The sequence below is a fragment of the Micromonospora mirobrigensis genome, from assembly GCF_900091555.1.
Lineage (GTDB): Bacteria > Actinomycetota > Actinomycetes > Mycobacteriales > Micromonosporaceae > Micromonospora > Micromonospora mirobrigensis.
Map to the genome: position 1 here is coordinate 82,262 of NZ_FMCX01000005.1, position 22,671 is coordinate 104,932.

A 22,671-nucleotide genomic window follows, 5' to 3' on the forward strand; every position below is an offset into this window, starting at 1 on the left:
CGGACCCGCGGAGGACAGATGGCGACGGCAGGCGTGGCGACGCGGCTTCCCCCGATCACTGTCGAACGCTGGGTGAACTCCCCGCCGTTGACCCCGGAGGCGTTGCGCGGCCGGGTGGTGCTGGTCGACATCTGGGAGTACACCTGCGTCAACTGGATCCGCACCGCCCCGTACGTCAGGGCGTGGCACCGCGACTACGCCGACCTCGGACTGGTCGTCGTCGGGGCGCACGCGCCGGAGTTCGCGTTCGGACGACGGCCGGAGAACATCGACCGGGCGATCGAGGAGCACCGGCTCACCCATCCCGTCGCCATCGACAACGACTACCGGTTCTGGCGGGCCCTGCGCAACGACGCCTGGCCGGCGAAGTTCCTCTTCGACGCCGACGGCCGGCTGGTGGACCGGTGGGTCGGCGAGGGCGACTACGACCGGGTGGAGTCGGAGATCCGGCGGTTGGTCGAGGCGACCACGCCGGGTGTCGCGCTCCCACCGGTCACCCCCGAGGTGACGGCGTTCGTCGCCGGCGGGCAACCCACCTACGTCGGCATCACCCCCGAGACGTACCTCGGCGGGGACCGGGCGGTCCCCGGCACGTACGCCCTCACCGGTGACTGGCAGGTCGCCGGCGAGTACGTCGAGCTGACCGGCGGCACCGGCGAGCTGACCCTGCCCTTCGACGCCGGCGAGGTCAACCTCGTCGTCGACCCCGGTCCGGGCGGGCCCGCCGAGGTTAACGTGCTGCTGGACGGGAACCCGATCGACGGCGAGCGGGGCCCCGACGTCGGCCCCGGCGCGATGGCGTGGGTCGACCGGCCGGCGATGTTCCGGCTGGTCGCCGGGGCGGCACGCGGCCAGCGCCGGCTCACCCTGGTCACCGACCGGCCCGGCCTGCGCGCGTACGTCTTCACCTTCGGCCCGTAGGCGCTGTCCCGGCGGGCGGAACCCGGACGGATGGGCGGTGCGATGAGCGACACGACCGAGCAGGCGATCCTGGCCGGCGGCTGCTTCTGGGGGATGCAGGACCTGATCCGCAAACGCCCCGGGGTGCGGCAGACCCGGGTGGGCTACACCGGCGGAGAGGTGCCGAACGCCACCTACCAGCACCATCCCGGGCACGCCGAGGCCATCGAGATCACCTTCGATCCGGCGCAGCTGGCCTACCGGGACCTGCTGGAGTTCTTCTTCCAGGTGCACGACCCCACCACCAGGGACCGGCAGGGCAACGACGTCGGGTCCAGCTACCGGTCGGCCATCTTCTACACCGACGAGGAGCAGCGGAGGGTCGCCGAGGACACCATCGCCGACGTCGACGCCTCCGGCCTCTGGCCCGGCAAGGTGGTCACCGAGGTCACCCCGGCCGGCCCGTTCTGGGAGGCCGAGCCGGAACACCAGGACTACCTGGAGCGCAACCCCGGCGGCTACACCTGCCACTTCGTCCGCCCCGACTGGAAGCTACCCCGCCGCGGGCAGGGCGCCGCCTGAGGCCCGCCGCCCCGGCACGACCGACCGACCGGAAGGAAGAGCAGATGGCCACCCGGACCATGACCCGTCCCACCGCCGACATCCGGCCGTTCCACGTGGAGTTCCCGGAGTCCGACCTTGAGGATCTGCGCCGCCGCATCGCGGCCACCCGCTGGCCGGAGAAGCAGAACGTCGCCGACCAGTCCCAGGGCGTGCCGCTGGAGACCAGTCAGGCCCTCGCCCGCTACTGGGAGAAGGAGTACGACTGGCGCCGGGTCGAGGCGCGGATCAACGAGTTGCCCAACCACATCACCACGATCGACGGGCTGGACATCCACTTCGTCCACGTCCGGTCCAAGCACGAGGACGCGATGCCGCTGATCGTCACCCACGGGTGGCCCGGCTCGATCATCGAGCAGATGAAGATCATCGGACCGCTGACCGACCCGACCGCGCACGGCGGGAACGCCTCCGACGCGTTCCACCTGGTGATCCCGTCGCTGCCCGGGTACGGCTTCTCCGGCAAGCCGACCGAGCCGGGCTGGGGCCCCGAACACGTCGCCACCGCGTGGATCGAGCTGATGCGCCGGCTCGGCTACTCCCGCTTCGTGGCACAGGGCGGCGACTGGGGCGCGCTGATCACCGACCTGATCGGTCTGCAGGCCCCGCCCGAGCTGGCCGGCATCCTCACCAACATGCCCGGTGCCGTGCCGCCCGACCTCGACCTGCTGATGCAGAGCGGCATCAGCGGGGCGTCCGACCCGTTGGCCAAGCTGCCCGACGGGCTCTCCGCCGAGGAGCGGAAGGCCTGCGAGGAACTGGCCTTCTTCTGGCAGCACTCCGCGTACGCCCTGATGATGGCCACCCGGCCGGAGACGCTGACCGGGTTCGCCGACTCGCCGGTCGCCCTGGCCAGCTACCTGATCGACCACGACGCGGCGAGCCTGGAGCTGATCTGCCGGGCCTTCGCCGGGGAGACCGTCGGCCTGAGCCGCGACGACGTGCTCGACAACGTCACCCTGTACTGGCTCACCAACACCGGCGTCTCGTCGGCCCGGCTCTACTCGGAGAACAAGCTCTCCTTCTTCGCCGCCAAGGGCGTCACCGTCCCGGCCGCGGTCAGCGTCTTCCCGTGCGAGCTGTACGAGGCGCCGCGCAGCTGGGCCGAGCGGGCCTACCCGAACCTCATCCACTACAACAAGCTCGACCGGGGCGGGCACTTCGCGGCCTTCGAGCAGCCGATGCTGCTCACCGAGGAGCTGCGTACCGCCTTCCGGTCGCTGCGCTGAGCCACCCGTCGCCGGCGACGCTCACCGGGCGTCGCCGGCGACGGCCGCGACCCGGTCCCGCCGGGCGTACCCCGCCGGTGGGCGCCGGCCGGCGGCCCGACGGCGCAGCGCCCGGGTGGAGTGCGCGGCCAGCCGCAGCCGGCCGTCGGAGTAGTGCACCCCACCCCGGAACAGCCGCTGGCCGACCGCGAGCCAGCTGCACAGGCCCCGCTCGGCCAGCCACAACGGCGCCAGCGCGGCGGTGCCCGGCGGGAAGACCGACCGACCACCGGCCCGGCGACGCCCCGCCTCCGCCACCCCGACCACCGCCGCCGCGGCGACGGCCAGCAGCCCGGGCCGCCGGGCAGCGAGCGCCGCGGCCATCCCGGGCAGCACCAGCAGCGCCACCGCCATTCGCGCCGGCCGGGCGAACTCGTCGTACGCCTGCCGTACCCGCTGGGAGCGGAAGTGTCCGGCGGTGGGCGGGAGACGCCGGACGTACAGCCCGGCGGGGGCGGCCACCCTGCCCCCGTGGGCCCGTACGGTCCGGATCAGCTCCAGGTTCTCGAAGAGCACGTCCGGGTCGTAGCCGCCGATGGCGAGGAAGACGCTGCGCCGCACCGCCAGGGTGCCCGGGAAGTCCGCCCCGACCGCCCGGTTGAGCAGGATCCGACCGGTGTCCCAGCGGGCGTGCCAGGGCAGCGGGGCGAAGTGGTTCTGCGGCTGCACCAGATCCGCCCGGCGCAGCAGGTGGACCACCGCACGCAGCCCCGCCTCGTCGTAGCGGACGTCGTCGTCGGCGATCACCACGTCCTCGTGCCGGGCCGCCGGTACGCCGGTCAGCACGCCCAGCACCTTGCCGTTGCGCCCGGTCAGCGCCGGGTCGGGCGGCAGGTGCCGGACCAGTCCGGCCCAGCGCCGGGCGTGCCGGGCGAAGACCGGCGGCGGTGACCCGTCCACCACGATCACCTCGGCCACCCGGGTCGCCAGCCAGCGCAGGTAGCCGGTCAGCTCGACGGGGTCGCCGTCGTCGACCCGCCGGATCGGCAGCACGTACGCCAGCGGCAGCGCGGCCGGCGCGACCGCCTCGCCGGTGGGGGCGCCAAGGGTGCCCGGCTCGAGCGCCACCGCTGCCTCCCGCAGGACGTTGGGCCGTCCCTGTGCCCGCTGCGTCACAGCTCAAACAGGTTTGCCCCGCTCGCGCCAGGGCACCCCGATAGTCCCGAGAGGAGAACAGGTGTCCGAGACCCATGGCCGCGCCACGCTGCCACAGCCGCGCGGCCCGGTGTCGACGATCGTCCGCGACGCCCTGCTGCGGCCGCCGCACGACCTTCCCGCGGTTCCGGACCTCACCGGCGACGGCCCGCTGACCGACGACGACCTCCAGCTCACCCTCTTCCTCTGCTACGAGCTCCACTACCGCGGCTGGCACGGGGTCGACGACGGGTGGGAGTGGCAGCCGTCCCTGCTCGCCCTGCGGGCCGCCGCGGAACGTCCCTTCGAGGCGGCGATCCGGGCCCTGGTCGGCCCCCCGCCGGCGGTGTCACCGCAGCAGCTGCCGGCGGCGCTGCACGAGGTCACCACCGCGGGTGACGGGCCGTCGCTGGCCGGGTTCCTCCGCGGGCGCGGCACCCTGGCCCAGTTCCGGGAGTTCGTCGCCCACCGGTCGGTCTACCACCTGCGCGAGGCCGACCCGCACACCTGGGGCCTGCCCCGGCTCGGCGGCCCGGCCAAGGCCGCCCTGGTCGAGATCCAGATGGACGAGTACGGCAACGGCCAGCTGCACCGGATGCACGCCGAGCTGTTCCGCACCACCATGGGCCGGCTCGGGCTGGACACCCGGTACGGCGCCCACCTGGACGCGGTCCCCGCGATCACCCTGGCCGGCAACAACGCGATGTCACTGTTCGGCCTGCACCGCCGGTGGCGGGGGGCCCTGCTGGGGCACCTGGCCGCCCTGGAGATGACCTCGTCGCTGCCCAACCGCCGCTACGGCGACGCGCTGCGCCGGCTCGGCGGCGACGAGACGGCCACCCGCTTCTTCGACGAGCACGTGGAGGCCGACGCCGTCCACGAGCAGATCGCCCTGCACGACCTCTGTGGCGGACTGGTCAGCCAGGAGCCCGAGCTGACCGCCGACGTGCTGCTCGGCGCGTCGGCCGCGCTCGCTCTCGACGACCTCTTCGCCGCCCACCTGCTGGACTCCTGGGCCGCCGGGCGCAGCTCGCTGCGGAACGCCGCGAGCCGGCCGGCCGGGCCGCTGCGGGTGACCGTCCCCGGTGTGCCGGCCGCGAAGACGAAGGTGGCGTCGTGACCGCGGCCTGTCCGTGGCAGGGGACCGTCGAGCCGGAGGATCACGGGACGGCGGCGCCGGCGGCCGCCACGATCACCCCGTACCCGGACGGGCCGCTGGTGGTGCGTGGCGACTTCGCCCTGACCACGCCGGACGGCCGGCAGATCGACGCGCGGCGGCGCACGGTCGCGCTGTGCCGCTGCGGCAAGTCGACGATGATCCCGTTCTGCGACGCCACCCACAAGGCGATCGGCTTCCGCGCCGGCAACCCGCCGGACCCGGCCGCCCCGGCCTGACGGACCACCCGGCCGCCGCCGGGCGCGTACCGTCGAGGCCCTGTCCCGGACGCGAGGACCGACGCAGCGCCGGCCAGGCCGGTTCCCGGTGCCGCGTCCGTACGCACGATCCGCCGAACCCGGTGAGAGCTCCAAGGCCCGCCGGAACGTCGGTGCCCCGCTGACCGGGATCAGCCCATCGTCTCCACCGCGTCGAGCGGTGGCCCTGATGCCGACAACTGCCCGAGGAGTGGACCATGAGGATAGCCAAGCACCGGATCGTTGCCGCCCTTCGCGAGCGCGACCAGCAGAGCAGGGCCGACTGGGTGGAGCGGGAACTGCCGGACCCGGTGGACACCGACAAGAACGCCGGGCTGCTCGCCACCCTGCGTCTCGATCCGGCCGACCTGGCGGACCTACCGTCCCCGTAACCGGCTGGTCGATCGGTTCGGGCGTTGAGCGGGGCCCCTTCCTGTGCCTGAGGCGCTGAGAAGGGGCCCCTTCCTACACCTTGCGCAGCCAGAACGTCAGGCCGAGGGCGTCGTCCCGGACCGCCTCCGGCTGCTCCCAGGTCGGCTCGCCGGCGGCGATGTCGGCGGCCAGCACCTCCTCGCCCACCAGGTCGCGGTGCTCCTCCAGGGCGAGCGCCGTCTCCTCGACGGTGGCCGCGTAGCGCAGCACGATCCGGTCGGTGACCTCCAGGCCGCTGCTCTTGCGCGCCTCCTGCACCAGCCGGATGACGTCCCGGGCGGCGCCGGCCCGGCGCAGTTCCGGCGTGAGGGTCAGGTCCAGGGCGAGCGTCGCGCCGCTGTCCGCGGCCACCGCCCAGCCCTCCCTGGGCGTCTCGGTGATGAACACGTCCTCCGGCTCCAGCGTCACGCTCTCGCCGTCCGGCAGCACCAGGGTGGCGCTGCCGGAGCCCCGCAGCTCGGCCTTGAGCACGGCCGCGTCGGCCGCCGCGACGGCCTTCGCCACCGCCTGCACGCCCTTGCCGAACCGCCTGCCCAGGCTGCGGAAGTTGGCCTTGGCGGTGGTGTCGACCAGCGACTCGCCGGCCGTGTCGACGGGCAGCACCGAACCGGTGTTCAGCTCCGCGGCGATCTCCGCCAGCAGCTCGGGGGAGAGGTCCGTGAAGCCGGGCGCCGAGGCCAGTGCCCGGGACAACGGCTGGCGGGTCTTCACCCCGGAGTCCGCCCGGGCCGCCCGACCCAGCTCGACCAGCCGCCGGACCACGCCCATCTGCTCCGACAGGCGCGGGTCCACCAGCCGGTCGTCGGCGACCGGGTAGTCGGCCAGGTGCACCGACTGCGGCGCGTCCGGGGTCACCGGCACCACCAGGAGCTGCCAGACCTGCTCGGTGATGAACGGCACGATCGGCGCCATCAGCAGGGTGACCGTGGAGAGCGCCTCGTGCAGGGTGGCCAGCGCCGCCCGGTCGCCCCGCCAGAACCGCCGCCGGCTGCGCCGCACGTACCAGTTCGACATGTCGTCGACGAACCGGGCCAGCAGCCGGCCCGCCTCGTGCGTGTCGAACCCCGCCAGCGCGGCGTCGACCTCACCGACCAGCGTGTTCAACTCGGAGAGCAGCCAGCGGTCCAGCACCGGACGGTCCGCCGGCGCCGGGTCCGCCGCCGACGGCGTCCAGTTGGCGGTACGGCCGTACAGCGACTGGAAGGAGGCGGTGTTCCAGTAGGTCAGCAGCGTCTTGCGGACCACCTCCTGGAGCGCGTTGTGCCCGACCCGCCGCGCCGACCAGGGCGAACCCACGGCCGCCATGAACCAGCGCACCGCGTCCGCACCGTGCCGCTCCATCAGCGGGATCGGCTCCAGGATGTTGCCCAGGTGCTTGGACATCTTCCGGCCGTCCTCGGCCAGGATGTGGCCCAGGCAGACCACGTTCTCGTACGGCGACCGGTCGAACACCAGCGTGCCGACCGCCATCAGGGTGTAGAACCAGCCCCGGGTCTGGTCGATCGCCTCGGAGATGAACTGCGCCGGGTAGCGCCGCTCGAACAGCTCGACGTTCCGGTACGGGTAGCCGAACTGGGCGAACGGCATCGAACCGGAGTCGTACCAGGCGTCGATCACCTCGGGCACCCGGCGGGCGGTCTCGCCGCAGGTGCAGGCGAAGGTCACCTCGTCGATGTACGGGCGGTGCGGGTCCAGCTCCGACAGGTCGGTGCCGGTCAGCTCGCTCAGCTCGGCCAGCGAACCCACGCAGGTCAGGTGCCCCTCCGGGCAGCGCCAGATCGGCAGCGGGGTGCCCCAGTAGCGCTGCCGGGACAGCGCCCAGTCGACGTTGTTGTTCAGCCAGTCGCCGTACCGGCCGTGCTTGACCGTCTCCGGGTGCCAGGTGGTCCGCTCGTTCTCCCGCAGCAGCGCGTCGCGGATCTCGGTGGTCCGCACGTACCAGGACGGCTGGGCGTAGTAGATCAGCGCGGTGTGGCAACGCCAGCAGTGCGGGTAGCTGTGCTCGTACGGCACGGAGCGGAACAGCAGGCCACGAGCCTGGAGGTCGGCCACCAGCGGCGCGTCGGCGGCCTTGAAGAAGAGCCCGCCGACCAGCGGCAGGTCCGCGTCGAAGGTGCCGTCCGGGCGCACCGGGTTGACCATCGGCAGCCCGTACGCCCGGCAGCTGGCCAGGTCGTCGGCGCCGAACGCCGGGGCCTGGTGGACCAGGCCGGTGCCGCTGTCGGTGGTGACGTAGGAGGCCAGGATCACGATGTGCGCGTCCGGCACCTCGACCAGGTCGAACGGCGGGCGGTAGGTCCACCGCTCCAGCTCCCGGCCGGTGAAGGTCTCCCCGGTGGTCTTCCAGCCCTCGCCGAGCACCGCGTCGAAGAGCGCCTCGGCGACCACCAGCTGCTCGGTGCCGTCGGTGGCCACCACGTAGGTGACGTCCGGGTGCACGGCCACGGCGGTGTTCGACACCAGCGTCCACGGGGTGGTGGTCCACACCAGCAGGGCGGCGCGGTCGGCCAGCGGGCCGGAGGTGAGCGGGAAGCGGACGTACGCCGACGGGTCGACGTCGATCTCGTACCCCTGGGCCAGCTCGTGGTCCGACAGGGCCGTCTGGTCCCGCGGGCACCAGGGGGCGACCCGGAAGTCCTCCACCAGCAGGCCCTTGTCGAAGATCTGCTTGAGCGACCACCACACCGACTGGATGTAGTCCGGATCCATGGTCCGGTAGGCGTCGTCCATGTCGACCCAGTAGCCCATGCGCTCGGTCAGCTCGGCGAACGCGTCGGTGTGCCGGGTCACCGACGCCCGGCACCGGGCGTTGAACTCGGCGATGCCGTACGCCTCGATGTCCTGCTTGCCGGAGAAGCCGAGCTCCTTCTCGACGGCCAGCTCGACCGGCAGGCCGTGGCAGTCCCAGCCGGCCTTGCGGGCGACGTGGAAGCCCTTCATGGTCCGGTAGCGGGGGAAGACGTCCTTGAAGACGCGGGCCTCGATGTGGTGCGCGCCGGGCATCCCGTTCGCGGTCGGCGGGCCCTCGTAGAAGACCCACTCGGGCCGGCCCTGCGACTGGGCCAGGCTGCGACCGAAGATGTCCTGCTCGCGCCAGAAGCGCAGCACGTCATGATCCAGAGCGGGCAGGTCGACCTGGACGGGAACGGCGCTGTACATCGATTCCTCCGTCGTGCTGGTGCTCGTCCCCATCTGGGCGTTGCACCCCGGAATGCTAGCGCAGCCGGCCGACCTGCCTCCGCGCGGCGAACGGCCGCCGACGGTTTCCCGCCGGCGGCCGTCGACGGCCGGGCTCAGGCCAGCGGCTTGCCGCCGGTGACGCCGAGCACCTCGCCGGTGATGTAGCTGGACTCCTGCGAGGCGAAGAAGACGTACGCGGGGGCCAGCTCGGCCGGCTGGCCGGCCCGCCCCAGCGGCACGTCCTTGCCGAACGACTCGACCTTCTCCTTCGGCATGGTGGCCGGGATCAGCGGGGTCCAGATCGGGCCCGGGGCGACCGCGTTGACCCGGATGCCCTTTTCGGCCAGCCCCTCGCCGAGGCCCTTGGTGAAGGCGATGATGCCCGCCTTGGTGGTGGCGTAGTCGAGCAGGTCCGGGGAGGGCTGGTAACCCTGGATGGACGCGGTGTTGATGATCGTCGAGCCGGGCGCCATGTGCGGCACGGCCGCCTTCGACAGCCAGAACATCGCGTACAGGTTGGTCCTGAGCACCCGGTCGAACTGCTCGGTGCTGATGTCCAGGATGCCGCCGGCCTGCGACATCTGGTATGCGGCGTTGTTGACCAGGATGTCCAGCCCACCGAGGTCGCTCACCGCCCGCGAGATGACCTCCTCGCAGTGGCTCTCGTCGCGGATGTCGCCGGGCACGGTGACGGCCCGGCGGCCGGCCTTCTCGACCAGCTGCGCGGTCTCCCGGGCGTCGTCCTCCTCCTCCGGCAGGTACGCGATCAGCACGTCCGCGCCCTCCCGGGCGAAGGCGATGGCGACCGCCCGGCCGATGCCGGAGTCCCCGCCGGTGATCACCGCCCGCTTCCCGGTCAACCGCCCGGTGCCCTGGTAGCTCCGCTCGCCGTGGTCCGGCTGGTCGGGCATCTCCTCGGTGGTGCCGGGCGCCGACTGCTGCCCCCCGGTCTGCTCCTCGGGGGAGCGGTACTGCTGCTGCGGGTCCTGCTCGTCGTACTGGCTCTGGCTCACGTCGTACCTCTCCTGGCTGCGGGGTGACGGACGGATTCCCCGACGTGCCCGGCGCTGCCGCGCCACGCCGGTCGGCCGCCGCGGCGGCGGCGGCCGGTCCGAGGGCGCGTGTCTCGACCCGAGGCCATCGCTACCCCCGTCCCGGCCGCCTACACCTGCGGCCCGTCGGTCCCCCCCGGGGCGGCTCAGCTGGTCAGCTGCCGGCGCAGCTTCGCCAGCGCCCGGGTGAGCAGCCGGGAGACGTGCATCTGGGAGAGCCCCACCTGGGCCGCGATCTCCTGCTGGGTGAGGTTGCCGTGGAAGCGCAGGGCGACGATCCGCTGCTCGCGCTCGCCGAGGGAGGCGATCGCCGGGGCCAGGGCCAGCCGCAGCTCCGCCAGGGCCAGTTCGTGGTCCTCGCCGCCGATCAGGTCACCCAGCTCGGCGGGGCCGCCACCGTCGCCGACGGGGGTGGACAGCGACACCGCGTTGTACGCCCGGGCCCCCTCCAGCCCTTCGAGCACCTCCTCCTCGGTGAGGTCGAGGTGGGTGGCGATGTCCGCGACGGTGGGGGACCTGCCCAGCGTGTGGGTGAGGGTGGCGTTGGCCTGGCTGATGGCGATCCGCCGCTCCTGGAGCCGGCGGGGCACCCGGATGTCCCAGGTTCGGTCGCGGAAGTGCCGCTTGATCTCACCGACGATGGTGGGGATGGCGTAGCTGGTGAAGTCGATCCCGCGGCTCGGGTCGAACTTGTCGATCGCCTTGATCAGGCCGAGGGCGGCGATCTGCGTCAGGTCGTCACCCGGCTCGCCGCGGCCGTGGTAGCGGCGGGCCAGGTGGTTGGCCAGCGGCAGCCAGGCCTCGATGGCCCGGGCCCGTACGTCCGGCCGGGACGGGTGGTCCTGCGGCAGCGCGGCGAAGGTGGCGAGGAGGCGGCTGGCCGGCGTCTCGGCGCGCTGCTCCCGGTCGACCTCGACGGTCGACGGCCGGGTGGTGGGAATGGCGGTCATGCGGTTTCCTCCGCTATGTCGTTCGCAGCGGAGGGCCGATCGGTCGGTCGCGTGCCGGCCCCCCGACACGCTGAAGTGTCGCGGGCACGTGGCTTGACCCAGAAGGAAGCCTAGGGCCCACACCCGCGCCCCGCCACCGGAGACGCCGGGTGGCGCCCGGGGGGTCCGGCGGGCCCGCCATGATGGTCGGGTGAAGATTCTGTCCATCCAGTCGTCCGTCGCGTACGGGCACGTCGGCAACTCGGCGGCCGTGTTCCCCCTCCAGCGGCTCGGGCACGAGGTGTGGCCGGTGCTGACGGTCCACTTCTCCAACCACACCGGCTACGGCGCGTGGCGCGGCCCGCTGCTGGCGCCGGCCGACGTGGCTGAGGTGATCGCCGGCATCGCCGACCGTGGGGTGCTCGGGGACGCCGACGCGGTGCTCTCCGGCTACCAGGGGGATCCGGCGATGGGGGCGGTGATCCTCGACGCGGTGGAGCAGGTGAAGGCGGCCAACCCGGCCGCGGTGTACTGCTGCGACCCGGTGATGGGGGACACCGGGCGAGGGATGTTCGTCCGGCCCGGGATCCCGGAGTTCCTGCGCGACACGGTCGTCCCGCGCGCCGACATCATCACCCCGAACCACTTCGAGCTGGACTTCCTCGCCGGCGGCGCGACGGGCACGCTGGCCGAGGTGCTGGCGGCGGTGGACGCGGTCCGCGCCACCGGACCGCGGCACGTCCTGGTCACCAGCGTGCTGCACGGCGACGTGCCGGAGGGCTCGCTGGAGGTGGTGGCCGTCTCGGACGAGGGCGCCTGGGCGGTGACCACACCGCTGCTGCCGATCAGCCCGAACGGCGGGGGCGACGTCACCGCCGCGCTCTACCTGGCGCACCTGCGGACCACCGGGTCGCCCGCGACCGCGCTGGAACGCACCATCGGCTCGGTCTTCGCCGTGCTCCAGGCGACCCTCGCGGCCGGCACCCGGGAGATCCAGCTGGTCGCGGCCCAGGATGCGATCGCGGCGCCGCCGGCCAGCTTCACCGCCCGCCGGGTGCGCTGACGGCCGATACCGCGCAACCGGGGCGAAACATTGACAGGCGACGTCGCGGCGGGCATGGTCGGAGGCCTGCGGGAACGCTCCCACAGTCCGTCCCCTGTCTCTGACCAGGAGCAATGACGTGGCCTTCACCCCATTGCGTCGGCGAGTCGTGACCGGTCTCGCCGCCGTCGCCGCGACGCTCGCCGCGGCCGTGCCCTTCTCCGCCGCGCCGGCCGGCGCGGCGATCCCCGACGGCACCACCTTCTACACCCCACGCCCCGACCACGGCGCGGTCGAGCAGATCGCCGCGCTCACCGCCGCCGGGCGGCACGACCAGGCCGCCCAGCTGCGCACCATGATCCGTACGCCGCAGGCGGTCTGGGTGACCGGCGGCTCCGGCCACAAGCTGACCCAGTCGGTCAAGGCCGAGGTGCAACGGGCGGCCGGCAAGAAGACCGTGCCGGTCCTGGTGGCCTACAACATCCCGTTCCGCGACTGCTCGCAGTACTCGGCGGGCGGCGCCACCTCGGTGGCCGAGTACGAAGCCTGGATCGACGCCTTCGCCGCCGGCATCGGCCGGCACGAGGTGGCCGTCATGCTGGAGCCGGACGGCCTCGGCATCATCCCCTGGTACACCACCATCAACGGCAACCAGGAGTGGTGCAAGCCGGCCGAGGCCGACGCGGCGACCGCCGCCGCCGACCGCTTCGCCATGCTCAACTACGCCGTGGACAAGCTGACCGCGCTGCCGCGCACCAGCGTCTATCTCGACGGTACGCACAGCGCCTGGCTCGGCGTCGGCGACATCGCCGACCGGCTGGTCAAGGCGGGCGTCGAGAAGGCCGACGGGTTCTTCCTCAACGTCTCCAACTACGAGACCACCGAGCGGCAGCTGAAGTTCGGCAACTGGATCTCGAAGTGCGTCTGGTACGGCACCGAGGGCCCGCAGGAGGCCCGCGGTCACTTCGAGGCGTGTGCCAGCCAGTACTACCCGGCCGACCCGGCCGACTTCGGCACCTGGACCCGCACCGACGCCTGGTACGCCGAGAACGTCGGCGACGTCCCCGCCGACCGGCTCGCCCACTACGTGGTGGACACCAGCCGCAACGGTCAGGGCCCGTGGACCGCGCCCGCCGGGGTGACCTGGCCGGACCCGCAGACCTGGTGCAATCCGCCGGACCGCGGCCTCGGCCTGCGGCCCACCACCGCCACCGGTGAGCCGCTCGCCGACGCGTTCCTCTGGATCAAGACGCCCGGCCAGTCCGACGGGCAGTGCGACCGGGGCACCGGCACCGGTCACGACCCGGCCCGCGGCGGCATCGCCGACCCGGCCGCCGGGGCGTGGTTCCCCCAGCAGGCCCTGGAGCTGGTGCGCTTCGCCAACCCGCCGCTGCGCTGAGCGACGCGGCACGACCGGGGCGGCTCCCTGCCGGGGCCGCCCCGGTCCGCGTCCGGAATCCCACCACCCTGCCGGGCACAACCGAACCGGGCTCCGGACCACTCCTAGTCATCGTGGGAGGCCGGGTTGCGCAATGAACATGAGTACGTCGAGTACGTGCAGGCCCGGATGCGGTGGCTGCGCCGGCTGGCGTACGGGCTGTGCGGGCAGTGGTCGGCCGCCGACGACCTGGTCCAGGAGTGCCTCGTCGCCCTCTACCGGCACTGGCACCGGGCGTCGGCGGCGGACTCCGTCGACGGCTACGTCCGGGCGATGCTGGTGCACGCGTACCTGGCCGAGCGGGACCGGTCCTGGAGTCGCCGGGTCAGCCCGGTCGCCGAGGTCGTCGGGGCAGCCACGGTCCCGTCGGTGGACGCGGAGCACCGGGTGGACCTGCTGGCCGCCCTGGCGAAGCTGTCCCGCGGGCAGCGCGCCGTGCTGGTGCTGCGGTACTGGGAGGACCTCGACGTCGCCGGGACCGCGGCGGCGCTGGGCTGCTCCACCGGGACGGTCAAGAGCCAGACCTCGTACGCCATCTCGGCGCTGCGCCGCCTGCTGCCGAACTACCAGCCGGGAGGGGCGGACACGCCATGAGGGACCTCTTCGCCACGCTGCCGGACGAACCGCCGTCGCTGCCGCCCGGCTACCTCGACACCGTGCTCACCCGGGGCCGCCGGGCGGTCCGGCGTCGGCGGATCGGCGTCGCCGCGGCCTGGGCGGTGCTGCTGCTCCTGGTTGCCGCCCTGCTGCCCGCCGTCCACCTGCCCGCCCAGCCGGCGGCCCGGTCGGCGCGGCCGAGCCTGCCGGACCACGTCGCCGGCTACTCGCTGTTGACCAGCACCGTCGGCCGGGCCCCGGCCGGCCGGGCGATCGCCCTCTACGGCTACGGCAACGGCGAGCTGTTCAACATGTTCCAGCCGCTGGTCGTCGGCGCCGACGGCGACACCTACCGGCGGGTCGACGCCATGGTGGAGCGGAACCGCCCCTCGGCGCTGCTCGCCCCGGACGGCACCCGGGTGCTGCTCGGCGACGACCGCGGTCAGACCGGTGACCTGCTCCTGGTGGACCTGACCACCGGCGAGCGCCGGTCGATCCCGCTCGGCGAGCGGGTCGGCGTACGCCTGCTGGCCTGGTCGCCCGACGGCGGGCACGTCGCGTACAGCGCCGCGCCGCTGCGCGCCACCGACGAGTTCGGCACCGGCAACGTGGTCGAGGCGCAGGTGGCCCGCACCGGCACGCTGCGGCTGCTGGACGTGGCGACCGGGCGCAGCACCCCGGTGCCGGCGCTGCGGCCGGCCTGGACGGCGGCGTTCGCGCCGGACGGCCGGCGACTCGCCGTGCAGGTCGGCCAGGAGGCCCACCTGATCGACCTGACCGGCCGCGAGTACGCCCGGGTGCCCGTCCCGGCCGGGCGTGAACTGGCCGCCGAGGCCGGCTGGACACCGGACGGCGCCTTCCTCGCCACCGTCCCGTGGCTCGGCGGCGGTCCCTCCACCGGCGAGACCGGCCACGCCACGTTCCTCTGGAAGGTGGGCGACGTGCAGTTCGTGCCGCTCGCCGCCGGCACACCACCGGCCCGCGTCCCGGACGTGGTGCAGCTGCTCGGCTGGCGCTCGGCGCAGAGCATGGTCGTGGCGACGGTCGACGGCGCGGGTCGGGCCTCCCTGGCGGAGGTGCGGCTCGACACCCGCGCCCGGCGCACGCTGTCCCGCTTCGCCACCGGCCACAGCTGCGAGCTGGGCACGCAGAGCTGCCAGCTGTTCGACCTGCACCTGGCCACCGGACTGCTGGCCGACCTGACCGTCCGCGACGCCGGTCGCCCCCGACGCGGACCCTGGCCGACACCGCTGAGCGTCGTCGTCGGCGTGACGCTGGCCGGTGTGGCGTACCTCGTGTGGCGCCGGACCGGGCGCGTGCCGGGACGCGGGCGCGAACCGGCGGCGTGAGCGGCTCAGAACAGCGTCGAGGGTCCGACCGGCTCCGGCTCGGGCAGCGGCGCCAGCTCCGGTAGCAGGGCGCGCACCTGGTCGTGGAAGCGGCGGGCCAGCTCCGGGGCGTCGGCGTTGTCCGGGGTGTGCACGAAGAAGGTGGGGGAGCGGCCCTCGCGCAGCCAGCCGGCCACCACCGGCAGCCAGGGTTGCCAGCCCTCCACCGTCCGCGCCGGATCGTCCCGGCCCAGGTAACGGACGACCGGCCGGTCGGTCAGCGCCGCCGTGCGCAACGGCGTACGCGGCTTGCGGGTCCACGCCTCCCGCTCCGCGTCGCTGGTCGGCGGGGTACCGAAGAACGCGGTGGTGTCGAACGGCACCCACTCCGCGCCGAGCGCCGCCTCCAGCGCCGCCACCGCCGCCGGGTCGGTGAAGAACGCGGGGTGGCGGACCTCGACGGCGTACCGGTGGGTGGTGGGCAGGCCGCGCAGGAACCGACCCAGGGTTGGTACGTCGCCGGGGCCGAACGAGCCCGGCAGCTGGATCCAGAGGGCGTGGGTCCGCGGGCCGAGCGGCTCGATCGCGGTCAGGAAGGAGCGCAGCTCCTCGTCGGCGCCGGTGAGCCGCCGGTCGTGGGTGACCACCCTCGGCAGCTTCAGCACGAACCGGAAGTCCGGACCGGTCTGCCGGGCCCACGACGCCACCGTCTCCCGGGCCGGGGTGGCGTAGAAGGTGGTGTTCCCCTCCACCGCGGTGCACCAGCCCGCGTACGCGCGCAGCCGCTCGTCGGCCGGCAGCGGATGCGGCAGGAACCGCCCCTGCCAGGACCGGTGCTGCCACATCGCGCACCCCACGTGCAGCCGCATCAGACCTCCCGCTCGCAGCCGACCCGGGCGTACGCTATCCGGCGGGCCGCGCCCCGACCACCGGGGCACTATCGTCGGCGCATGCCCGAGCTGGTCGAGCCGACGGTACGCCTGCACGCCGCGTGGCTGGACGCGCGCGACGACTGGGGTCCCGGCCTCCACGAGGACGGCTTCGGCCTGCGCCCCTCCGACGAGGTCGACTCGCCCGCCGGGTTCGCCGCCTGGGTGGCCCGACTGACCGAGAGCGCGCGGCCGGCCGACGACGACCGGCCCCGCTGCACCTACCGGTGGATCGTCGAGGAAGGCCGGGTGCTCGGCGGGATCGCGCTGCGGCACCAGCCCAGCGACCTGGGCCAGATCGGGTACGGCATCCGGCCGTCCGCCCGCCGGCGCGGGCTGGCCACCTGGGCGCTGGGCCGGATGCTCGACGAGGCGCGCGCGCTCGGCCGGGACCGGCTGCTGATCGTCTGCGTGACGGACAACATCGCCTCGGCGCGCACCATCGAGCGCAACGGTGGCGTGCTCGAAGGCGTGGTGGCGAGCTCCCTCGGCCCGGTCCGGCGCTACCGGGTCGTCCTCCGGCAGCCCATCGACAGCGCCGCCGACAATCCATAGACTCCGATCCTTCTGGTACCACGAGTCCCGGGAGGACCCACGTGTCGAGCGAAACCCGACCGCACGCCGCCGTACCGCTGCTGTCCCGCCTCGCCGCGACGGCGGTGCTCTCCGCCGCGCTGGTCGCCGCCGGTGGCGCCGCCGCGACCGCCGCACCGGCCGCTGCCGGCGGCGCCGAGGGTGCCGCGCCGACCGGCGAGCCCACGCCGACCGGCGGGCCGTGCGCGTACACGCCGACGCCGGACGACCCGGCGGCCCGGCCGGTGCCGCTGCCGCCGGACCCCCGGCGGACGCCGGACCACGGGACGGTCCGGGTCACCCTGCGGACCAGCCAGGGCCCGATCGGGCTCACCCTTGACCGGGAGCAGGCGCCCTGCACGGTGCAGAGCTTCCTGCACCTGGCCCGGCACAGGTTCTACGACCACACGCCCTGCCACCGGCTGACCGCGTCCCCGCGGCTCAAGGTGCTCCAGTGCGGCGACCCGACCGGCACCGGTGAGGGCGGCCCCGGCTACCGCTACGCCGACGAGCTGCCGACCGACCTGCCGCCGACGCCGATCGACCCGACCGGGGTCCGTCGGCTCTACGCCCGGGGCACCCTGGCGATGGCCAACGCCGGCCCGGACACCAACGGCAGCCAGTTCTTCCTGGTGCAGTCCGACTCGGCGCTGCGCCCCGACTACACCATCTTCGGCACCATCGACGCGGCCGGACTGGCCACCCTGGACCGGATCGCGGCCGGCGGGATCGTCGCCACCCCGGAGAACCCGACCCCGATCGACGGCGCGCCGGCCCTGCCGGTGGAGATCTACCGGGCCAAGCGGGGCAGCTGACCGCCGCGGTCCGGCCGGGGTGGCGCGTCCGCCCCGCCGGGCCGCTCCCGGTTGCGTCGCTGGCCTACGCTGCCGCCGGTGAACGCTCCTCGCCGCATCCTGGTGTACGCGGAGCGGATCGAGGCGATCTGCCGGCGGGATGGGGGAGCGTGCTCTCCGGCGACTCGATCCTGCTCGGGCACCTCACCGGTTTCGGCACGGTCCGCCGCCGCCTCCACGCCTGGCTGACCACCCTCCCCACCCCCTGACAGGGGGCAACTTCGGGGAAGTTGCTGCGTCCTGCCTCGGCCAGGGAGCAACTTCGGCGAAGTCGTTGACTGCTCCGCGCCGCGAGGCGCGGGGAGGGGCCGCCACCTCCGCGGGTGCGGTGGTGGCGGCCCCTCGTCGAGTGCGGTGGGTCAGGAGACGGAGCTGGGGAAGCGGTCCCAGACACGGTGGGCGGCCATCAGGCTCTGCACGGCCGCGAGGGTGTCGCTGCCGTCCTCACCCGTGACCACGCCGGGGGTGCCGGCCACGCCGGCCCGCTCCAGCACGGTCACGCCGGTGCCCCAGGCGCCGATCGCCTTGGCGTGCCGCCAGCACTCCTGGACCATCAGCAGCACCCGCGGGTCGATCCCCGGCGCGCCCGGCGCGCCCGCCTTCTCGTCCCGGGCGGCCAGCGCGTCCGGTGCCGGCGCGGGCGCCCCGGCCAGCAGCAACGCGTCGAACTCCACCGAGCGGCCGGTGGCGAAGGTCCGCTGCACCGGCAGGCCGCCGACCGTGCCGCCGTGCGCGGCGACCAGCAGCGGCACCATGCCGGCGGAGAACACCGCCCGGCGTACGTGGCCGACGCCGTCGAGATCGCTGTCGGCGTCCACCACGATCCCGACCATCCGGCCGTCGGCCGGCCACTGGCGTCCCACCTGGGACAGCGCGGGGCTCGGCGCGACCTCGGCCAGCGGCTCGCTCGGCTGCGGCGCGGGCAGGCCCAACCCGGTGGCCACCTGCTCGCAGAGCACCGGGTCGATGTTGGCCAGCGCCCGCAGCTGCCGTTCCTTGATCGCCTGGTGGTAGCACTTGCCCAGCTCGAAGGTGTACGCCCGGACGATGTGCTCCCTCTCCACCGGCGACATGCTCAGCCAGAACAGCCGGGCCTGGCTGAAGTGGTCGTCGAACGAGGCGGGACTGGCCCGGACCTTCGGGGCCTCGGCCACGGTCACCGGCACGTCGACGAAGGGGTGGTCGTCCGGGCCGGCCGGGAAGGGGTTGCCGCCGTCCAGCGAGTTCGGCCGGTACGGCGCCACCCCCGCGTGGACGGCCTGCTGGTGGAAGCCGTCGCGCAGCATGTCGTTGACCGCGGCGTGCGGCCGGTTGATCGGGATCTGGGTGAAGTTCGGCCCGGCCAGGCGGGTGAGCTGCGTGTCCAGGTAGGAGAAGAGCCGGCCCTGCAACAGCGGGTCGTTGGTGACGTCGATGCCCGGCGGCAGGTGGCCGAGGTGGAAGGCGACCTGCTCGGTCTCGGCGAAGAAGTTGCGCGGCGTACGGTTCAGCACCAGCCGGCCCACCGGCTGCACCTCGGCCAGCTCCTCCGGCACGATCTTCGTCGGGTCGAGCAGGTCGATCCCGGCGAAGGTCTCCTCCGGGGTGTCCGGGAAGACCTGGATGCCGAGTTCCCACTCGGGGAACGCGCCGGCCTCGATCGCGTCGTACAGGTCCCGCCGGTGGAAGTCGGGGTCGATGCCGTTGAGCAGCTGCGCCTCCTCCCAGGTCAGCGAGTGCACGCCCAGCTTCGGCTTCCAGTGGAACTTGACCAGCACCGTCTCACCGGCGGCGTTGACCAGCCGGAAGGTGTGGACGCCGAAACCCTCCATGGTCCGGTACGAGCGGGGGATGCCCCGGTCGGACATGTTCCAGATGGTGTGGTGCTGCGCCTCGGTGTGCAGCGACACGAAGTCCCAGAAGGTGTCGTGCGCGCTCTGCGCCTGCGGGATCTCCCGGTCCGGGTGCGGCTTGGCGGCGTGGATGATGTCGGGGAACTTGATGGCGTCCTGGATGAAGAAGACCGGCATGTTGTTGCCGACCAGGTCGAAGGTGCCCTCGTCGGTGTAGAACTTGGTCGCGAAGCCGCGGGTGTCGCGGACGGTGTCGGCCGACCCGCGCGAGCCGAGGACTGTGGAGAACCGGACGAAGACCTCGGTCTCCTTGCCCTTGGCGAGGAAGCCCGCGGTGGTCAGCCGATCGGCGGTGCCGTAGCCGGTGAAGACGCCGTGTGCCCCGGTGCCCCTGGCGTGCACCACCCGCTCCGGGATCCGTTCGTGGTCGAAGTGGGTGATCTTCTCGCGGAAGTGGTGGTCCTGGAGCAGGATCGGGCCGCGGGGGCCGGCCTTGAGGGAGTGGTCGGTGTCGCGCAGCCGGGTGCCGTTGGCGGTGGTGAGATAGGCGCCCTGCTGGCCCTTGGCGATCTTCGGTACGCCGGTGCGGGCGCCGGTCGGCGTGACCGTCTCCGGTGCGCCCTGTTCCTTCTTCGGCGGCAGCGGGTCGTGCGGCGTGGTGGGCTCCTCGAGCGGCGGGGGCGCGCTGCCGGGGGCGCCGGGCACGTCGGGGGTCAGGACACCGGCCACCTTCTCCGCCGCGTTCTCCACGACGTCCTTGACGGCCTTTGCGGGGTTGCTGGATTCCACGGAACGGATCCCTCCCTGGAGCTGTTGCGGGCGCTCCTACCGAGCTGGTCGCGGGCAGGTTTCTCCTGCCCTACCCCGGTCACAACCGGCAAAACAACGCGGATTGCCCCAGCGGCGATGGACAGGTGGTTTGGCCGGGAGCCAGGCGGGGCAAAGATCCGGGCCGAAGGACACCCCCTGAAAAGGACGGCTCTCATGACTGTTACCGGCATCCTCACCGCCATCGTCATCGGTCTGATCATCGGCGCGCTCGGCCGCCTGGTCGTACCGGGCAAGCAGAACATCCCGATCTGGCTCACACTGCTCATCGGTGTGGTCGCCGCGATCCTCGGCACCATCGTCGCCAACGCGTTCGGCGTGAAGGACACCAACGGCATCGACTGGATCGAGCTCCTGCTCCAGGTGATCTTCGCCGCCATCGGTGTGGCCATCGTCGCCGGCACCTACGGCCGTCGCCGGGTGCGCTGACCCCCGCAGCGCCACGACGCCGACCCACCCCGACCCCCGGGGTGGGTCGGCGTTCTGCTGTCCGCCGCCGGGCGCGGGATACTGGGGCGATGGTTTCGCGTACGCCGGTGGGCTGGGCGCCGCCGACCGCCCCGGTGCTGCTGGTCTTCGGCCGGGGCGTCGACTGCGTCGACGGCGGCTACCGGCTCGGTCCCGACGGCCTCGCCCGGGTCCACGCCGCCGTGGACTACGTCGCGGCCCATCGCGACGAGTTCCAGCGGGCCGCCCGGCGCGGCCGGCCGCCACGGGTCGTCTTCACCGGCGGCTGGGCCGACGCGTGCGAGGGCGCGGCGGCGCCACCGGCCGGCAGCCGGGAGGGCGACCTGATGCTCCGCGCGGCCCGCGCCGCCGGCCTGCACCGGTACGCGGACCTGCGGGTCGAGAGCCGGTCCCGCAGCACCCTGGAGAACCTGGTCCACACCGCGGCCGACGGCCTGCTGGCGGGGTGGAAGTTCGGCGCCCGGCAACCGTTGGGGCTGGTCTCGCACTCGTGGCACCTGCCCCGGGTGCGGCTCCTCGCCGCCAAGGTGCTCGGCCTGCGCGGCCCGGCGCTGCGCGACGTACCGGTGTCCGATGCTGACCCGCGGGGGCGGCGGTCGGAACGGGCCGCCCGCCTCGCCTGCCGGGTGGCCTACCTGGGCGTGGGCGACCCGGCCGCCCTGCTGCGCCGGGAGCGCGCGATGGTGGCCACGCTGCGGCGGGCCGAACGGCTCGGCGCGGCGCTGGGCCTGGGCGGACCGGCCACGGACGAGGCGCCGGGCGGCGCGACCCGGAGGCCGGGCCGGCGCGGGTGACGGCGGTCCGGGAAATCGACGCCGGCGAGGGCGCGACGCGGCGACCCGAACTGGGTATGTGAGGCCGTCCGGCCCACCGGCGCCGCCACCGACCACCGTCGACGGCGGGCGGCGCAGGCGACGAGAGGAAACCGATGATCGTTCTCCTGCCCGTGCACCAGCCCGGCGAGGGGCTGCCCACGCTGGTCGCCGAACTCCGGGCCGCCGCGCCGGACCTCACGATGGTGGTGGTCGACGACGGCAGCAGCGGTCGGGGGCCCGCCGAGGCGCTGCGGGCGGCCCGCGAACTCGGCTGCACCGTGCTGCGCCACCGGCGGAACCTGGGCAAGGGGGTCGCCCTGCGGACCGGCTTCCGCTACGTCCTCCGTACCTGGCCCGGGCAGGACGTGGTCTGCGCCGACGCCGACGGGCAGCACCGCACCGAGGACATCGTGCGGGTGGCCCGGCGGGTCCGCGAGACCGGCCGGATGGTGCTCGGCGTACGCCGGTTCACCGGCCGGGTGCCGCTGCGCAGCCGGGTCGGCAACGAGGTGACCCGGCTGCTGTTCCGCGCGGTCACCGGCTGCCCGGTGCGGGACACCCAGACCGGCCTGCGGGGTCACCCGGCGGCCCAGCTGGACTGGCTGCTGACGGTGCCCGGTGACCGGTTCGACTACGAGATGGCGGTGCTGCTGGCGGCGACCCGGACCGGTGACCGGATCGAGCAGACCCCGGTCGCCACCCGGTACGTGGCGAACAACGCCTCGTCGCACTTCGGCTCGGTGGTCGACTCGGCCCGGGTCTACCGTCCGCTGCTGCTGTTCGCGATCTCCGCACGCTCGAGCAGCGGCCCCACGGCCGACGAGGCCTGCCCGGTCGAGGCATGCCCGGTCGCCGACGCCACCGCACCTGAGCGGGTGCGTCCCGCCGACTCACCGGTCGGCAGCCGGTAGCGGACGGCCGGCCCCGGGGAGGGGCCCGGAGTCACCCATTCGGTCGGACTCGTGCGCGGTGCGTCACATTCCGGTGATCCGGGCTCCGCCGGGTGGTCAGATCTGGTACCGCTCCCTGGGGCCTTCC

The 22,671-nt window shown here is 73.8% G+C and carries 21 protein-coding genes; 15 read left to right on the top strand and 6 right to left on the bottom strand.

Annotated features, from left to right (window positions below; genetic code table 11):
• Window positions 1-18: 18 nt before the first annotated feature.
• Genes GA0070564_RS17630 through GA0070564_RS17640 form a run of 3 tightly spaced genes read left to right on the top strand, consistent with a single transcriptional unit; the run spans window position 19 to window position 2,750 of the window.
• Entirely contained in the window at window positions 19-921 is a 903-nt protein-coding gene (locus tag GA0070564_RS17630; protein WP_091609772.1) for a thioredoxin family protein, read from the top strand.
• A gap of 42 nt (window positions 922-963) precedes the next feature.
• A complete protein-coding gene (gene msrA, locus GA0070564_RS17635) occupies window positions 964-1,482 on the top strand; it encodes a peptide-methionine (S)-S-oxide reductase MsrA (RefSeq protein WP_091609773.1) in 519 nt (172 codons plus the stop codon).
• 44 nt (window positions 1,483-1,526) lie between these two features.
• Window positions 1,527-2,750 carry an epoxide hydrolase family protein gene (locus GA0070564_RS17640; protein WP_091609774.1) on the top strand — a complete coding sequence of 408 codons (1,224 nt, stop codon included), beginning with the start codon at window positions 1,527-1,529 and terminating at the stop codon, window positions 2,748-2,750.
• A 21-nt stretch (window positions 2,751-2,771) separates the two neighbouring features.
• Here GA0070564_RS17640 and GA0070564_RS17645 read toward each other — a convergent pair whose 3' ends face one another.
• Entirely contained in the window at window positions 2,772-3,857 is a 1,086-nt protein-coding gene (locus GA0070564_RS17645) for a glycosyltransferase family 2 protein (RefSeq protein ID WP_091609775.1), read from the bottom strand.
• Between the two features lie 109 nt (window positions 3,858-3,966).
• On the opposite strand from GA0070564_RS17645, the gene GA0070564_RS17650 reads away from it, so the two are divergent.
• The 3 genes from GA0070564_RS17650 to GA0070564_RS29385 all read left to right on the top strand — a co-directional run bounded on the left by GA0070564_RS17650 (window position 3,967) and on the right by GA0070564_RS29385 (window position 5,728).
• Window positions 3,967-5,043, top strand: a complete 1,077-nt coding sequence (locus GA0070564_RS17650) for an iron-containing redox enzyme family protein (protein WP_091609776.1) — start codon at window positions 3,967-3,969, stop codon at window positions 5,041-5,043.
• On the top strand, window positions 5,040-5,318 hold the full coding sequence (locus tag GA0070564_RS17655; RefSeq protein WP_091609777.1) for a CDGSH iron-sulfur domain-containing protein: 279 nt from the start codon (window positions 5,040-5,042) through the stop codon (window positions 5,316-5,318). Before GA0070564_RS17650 ends, GA0070564_RS17655 begins: the two co-directional genes overlap by 4 nt.
• Before the next feature lie 236 nt (window positions 5,319-5,554).
• Window positions 5,555-5,728: a hypothetical protein gene (locus GA0070564_RS29385; protein WP_176730722.1), complete on the top strand. Its 174-nt coding sequence runs from the start codon at window positions 5,555-5,557 to the stop codon at window positions 5,726-5,728.
• A gap of 73 nt (window positions 5,729-5,801) precedes the next feature.
• Here GA0070564_RS29385 and ileS read toward each other — a convergent pair whose 3' ends face one another.
• The 3 genes from ileS to GA0070564_RS17670 form a co-directional block, all read right to left on the bottom strand.
• Entirely contained in the window at window positions 5,802-8,927 is a 3,126-nt protein-coding gene (ileS, locus tag GA0070564_RS17660) for an isoleucine--tRNA ligase (protein ID WP_091609778.1), read from the bottom strand.
• Window positions 8,928-9,061: 134 nt separating this feature from the next.
• Window positions 9,062-9,961 carry an SDR family oxidoreductase gene (locus GA0070564_RS17665; RefSeq protein WP_091609779.1) on the bottom strand — a complete coding sequence of 300 codons (900 nt, stop codon included), beginning with the start codon at window positions 9,959-9,961 and terminating at the stop codon, window positions 9,062-9,064.
• Between the two features lie 185 nt (window positions 9,962-10,146).
• Window positions 10,147-10,950, bottom strand: coding sequence for a SigB/SigF/SigG family RNA polymerase sigma factor (locus GA0070564_RS17670; protein WP_091609780.1), 804 nt, complete (start codon window positions 10,948-10,950; stop codon window positions 10,147-10,149).
• A gap of 190 nt (window positions 10,951-11,140) precedes the next feature.
• Between GA0070564_RS17670 and pdxY the strand changes: the two genes are divergently transcribed.
• From pdxY to GA0070564_RS17690, 4 genes are all read left to right on the top strand, one after another.
• Entirely contained in the window at window positions 11,141-11,992 is an 852-nt protein-coding gene (pdxY, locus tag GA0070564_RS17675; protein ID WP_091609781.1) for a pyridoxal kinase PdxY, read from the top strand.
• Between the two features lie 118 nt (window positions 11,993-12,110).
• Window positions 12,111-13,370, top strand: a complete 1,260-nt coding sequence (locus tag GA0070564_RS17680) for a glycoside hydrolase family 6 protein (RefSeq protein ID WP_245670092.1) — start codon at window positions 12,111-12,113, stop codon at window positions 13,368-13,370.
• A 126-nt stretch (window positions 13,371-13,496) separates the two neighbouring features.
• Window positions 13,497-14,003, top strand: a complete 507-nt coding sequence (locus tag GA0070564_RS17685; RefSeq protein WP_218104956.1) for a SigE family RNA polymerase sigma factor — start codon at window positions 13,497-13,499, stop codon at window positions 14,001-14,003.
• A complete protein-coding gene (locus GA0070564_RS17690; RefSeq protein ID WP_091609783.1) occupies window positions 14,000-15,355 on the top strand; it encodes a hypothetical protein in 1,356 nt (451 codons plus the stop codon). Before GA0070564_RS17685 ends, GA0070564_RS17690 begins: the two co-directional genes overlap by 4 nt.
• A gap of 5 nt (window positions 15,356-15,360) precedes the next feature.
• On the opposite strand, the gene GA0070564_RS17695 is transcribed toward GA0070564_RS17690, so the two are convergent.
• The gene (locus tag GA0070564_RS17695; RefSeq protein WP_218104970.1) at window positions 15,361-16,179 is read right to left on the bottom strand and encodes a DUF72 domain-containing protein; all 819 of its coding nucleotides are present in this window, start codon (window positions 16,177-16,179) and stop codon (window positions 15,361-15,363) included.
• A 105-nt stretch (window positions 16,180-16,284) separates the two neighbouring features.
• Between GA0070564_RS17695 and GA0070564_RS17700 the strand changes: the two genes are divergently transcribed.
• Window positions 16,285-16,818: a GNAT family N-acetyltransferase gene (locus GA0070564_RS17700; protein WP_091609785.1), complete on the top strand. Its 534-nt coding sequence runs from the start codon at window positions 16,285-16,287 to the stop codon at window positions 16,816-16,818.
• Between the two features lie 41 nt (window positions 16,819-16,859).
• On the top strand, window positions 16,860-17,651 hold the full coding sequence (locus tag GA0070564_RS17705) for a peptidylprolyl isomerase (RefSeq protein WP_091609786.1): 792 nt from the start codon (window positions 16,860-16,862) through the stop codon (window positions 17,649-17,651).
• A gap of 398 nt (window positions 17,652-18,049) precedes the next feature.
• Here the strand turns inward: GA0070564_RS17705 and GA0070564_RS17710 are convergent, their stop codons facing one another.
• On the bottom strand, window positions 18,050-20,311 hold the full coding sequence (locus tag GA0070564_RS17710) for a catalase (RefSeq protein WP_091609787.1): 2,262 nt from the start codon (window positions 20,309-20,311) through the stop codon (window positions 18,050-18,052).
• A 195-nt stretch (window positions 20,312-20,506) separates the two neighbouring features.
• On the opposite strand from GA0070564_RS17710, the gene GA0070564_RS17715 reads away from it, so the two are divergent.
• From GA0070564_RS17715 to GA0070564_RS17725, 3 genes are all read left to right on the top strand, one after another.
• The gene (locus tag GA0070564_RS17715; RefSeq protein WP_091609788.1) at window positions 20,507-20,779 is read left to right on the top strand and encodes a GlsB/YeaQ/YmgE family stress response membrane protein; all 273 of its coding nucleotides are present in this window, start codon (window positions 20,507-20,509) and stop codon (window positions 20,777-20,779) included.
• A gap of 89 nt (window positions 20,780-20,868) precedes the next feature.
• Window positions 20,869-21,612, top strand: a complete 744-nt coding sequence (locus GA0070564_RS17720; RefSeq protein WP_091609789.1) for a YdcF family protein — start codon at window positions 20,869-20,871, stop codon at window positions 21,610-21,612.
• Between the two features lie 134 nt (window positions 21,613-21,746).
• The gene (locus GA0070564_RS17725) at window positions 21,747-22,544 is read left to right on the top strand and encodes a glycosyltransferase family 2 protein (protein WP_091609790.1); all 798 of its coding nucleotides are present in this window, start codon (window positions 21,747-21,749) and stop codon (window positions 22,542-22,544) included.
• Window positions 22,545-22,671 lie beyond the last annotated feature (127 nt).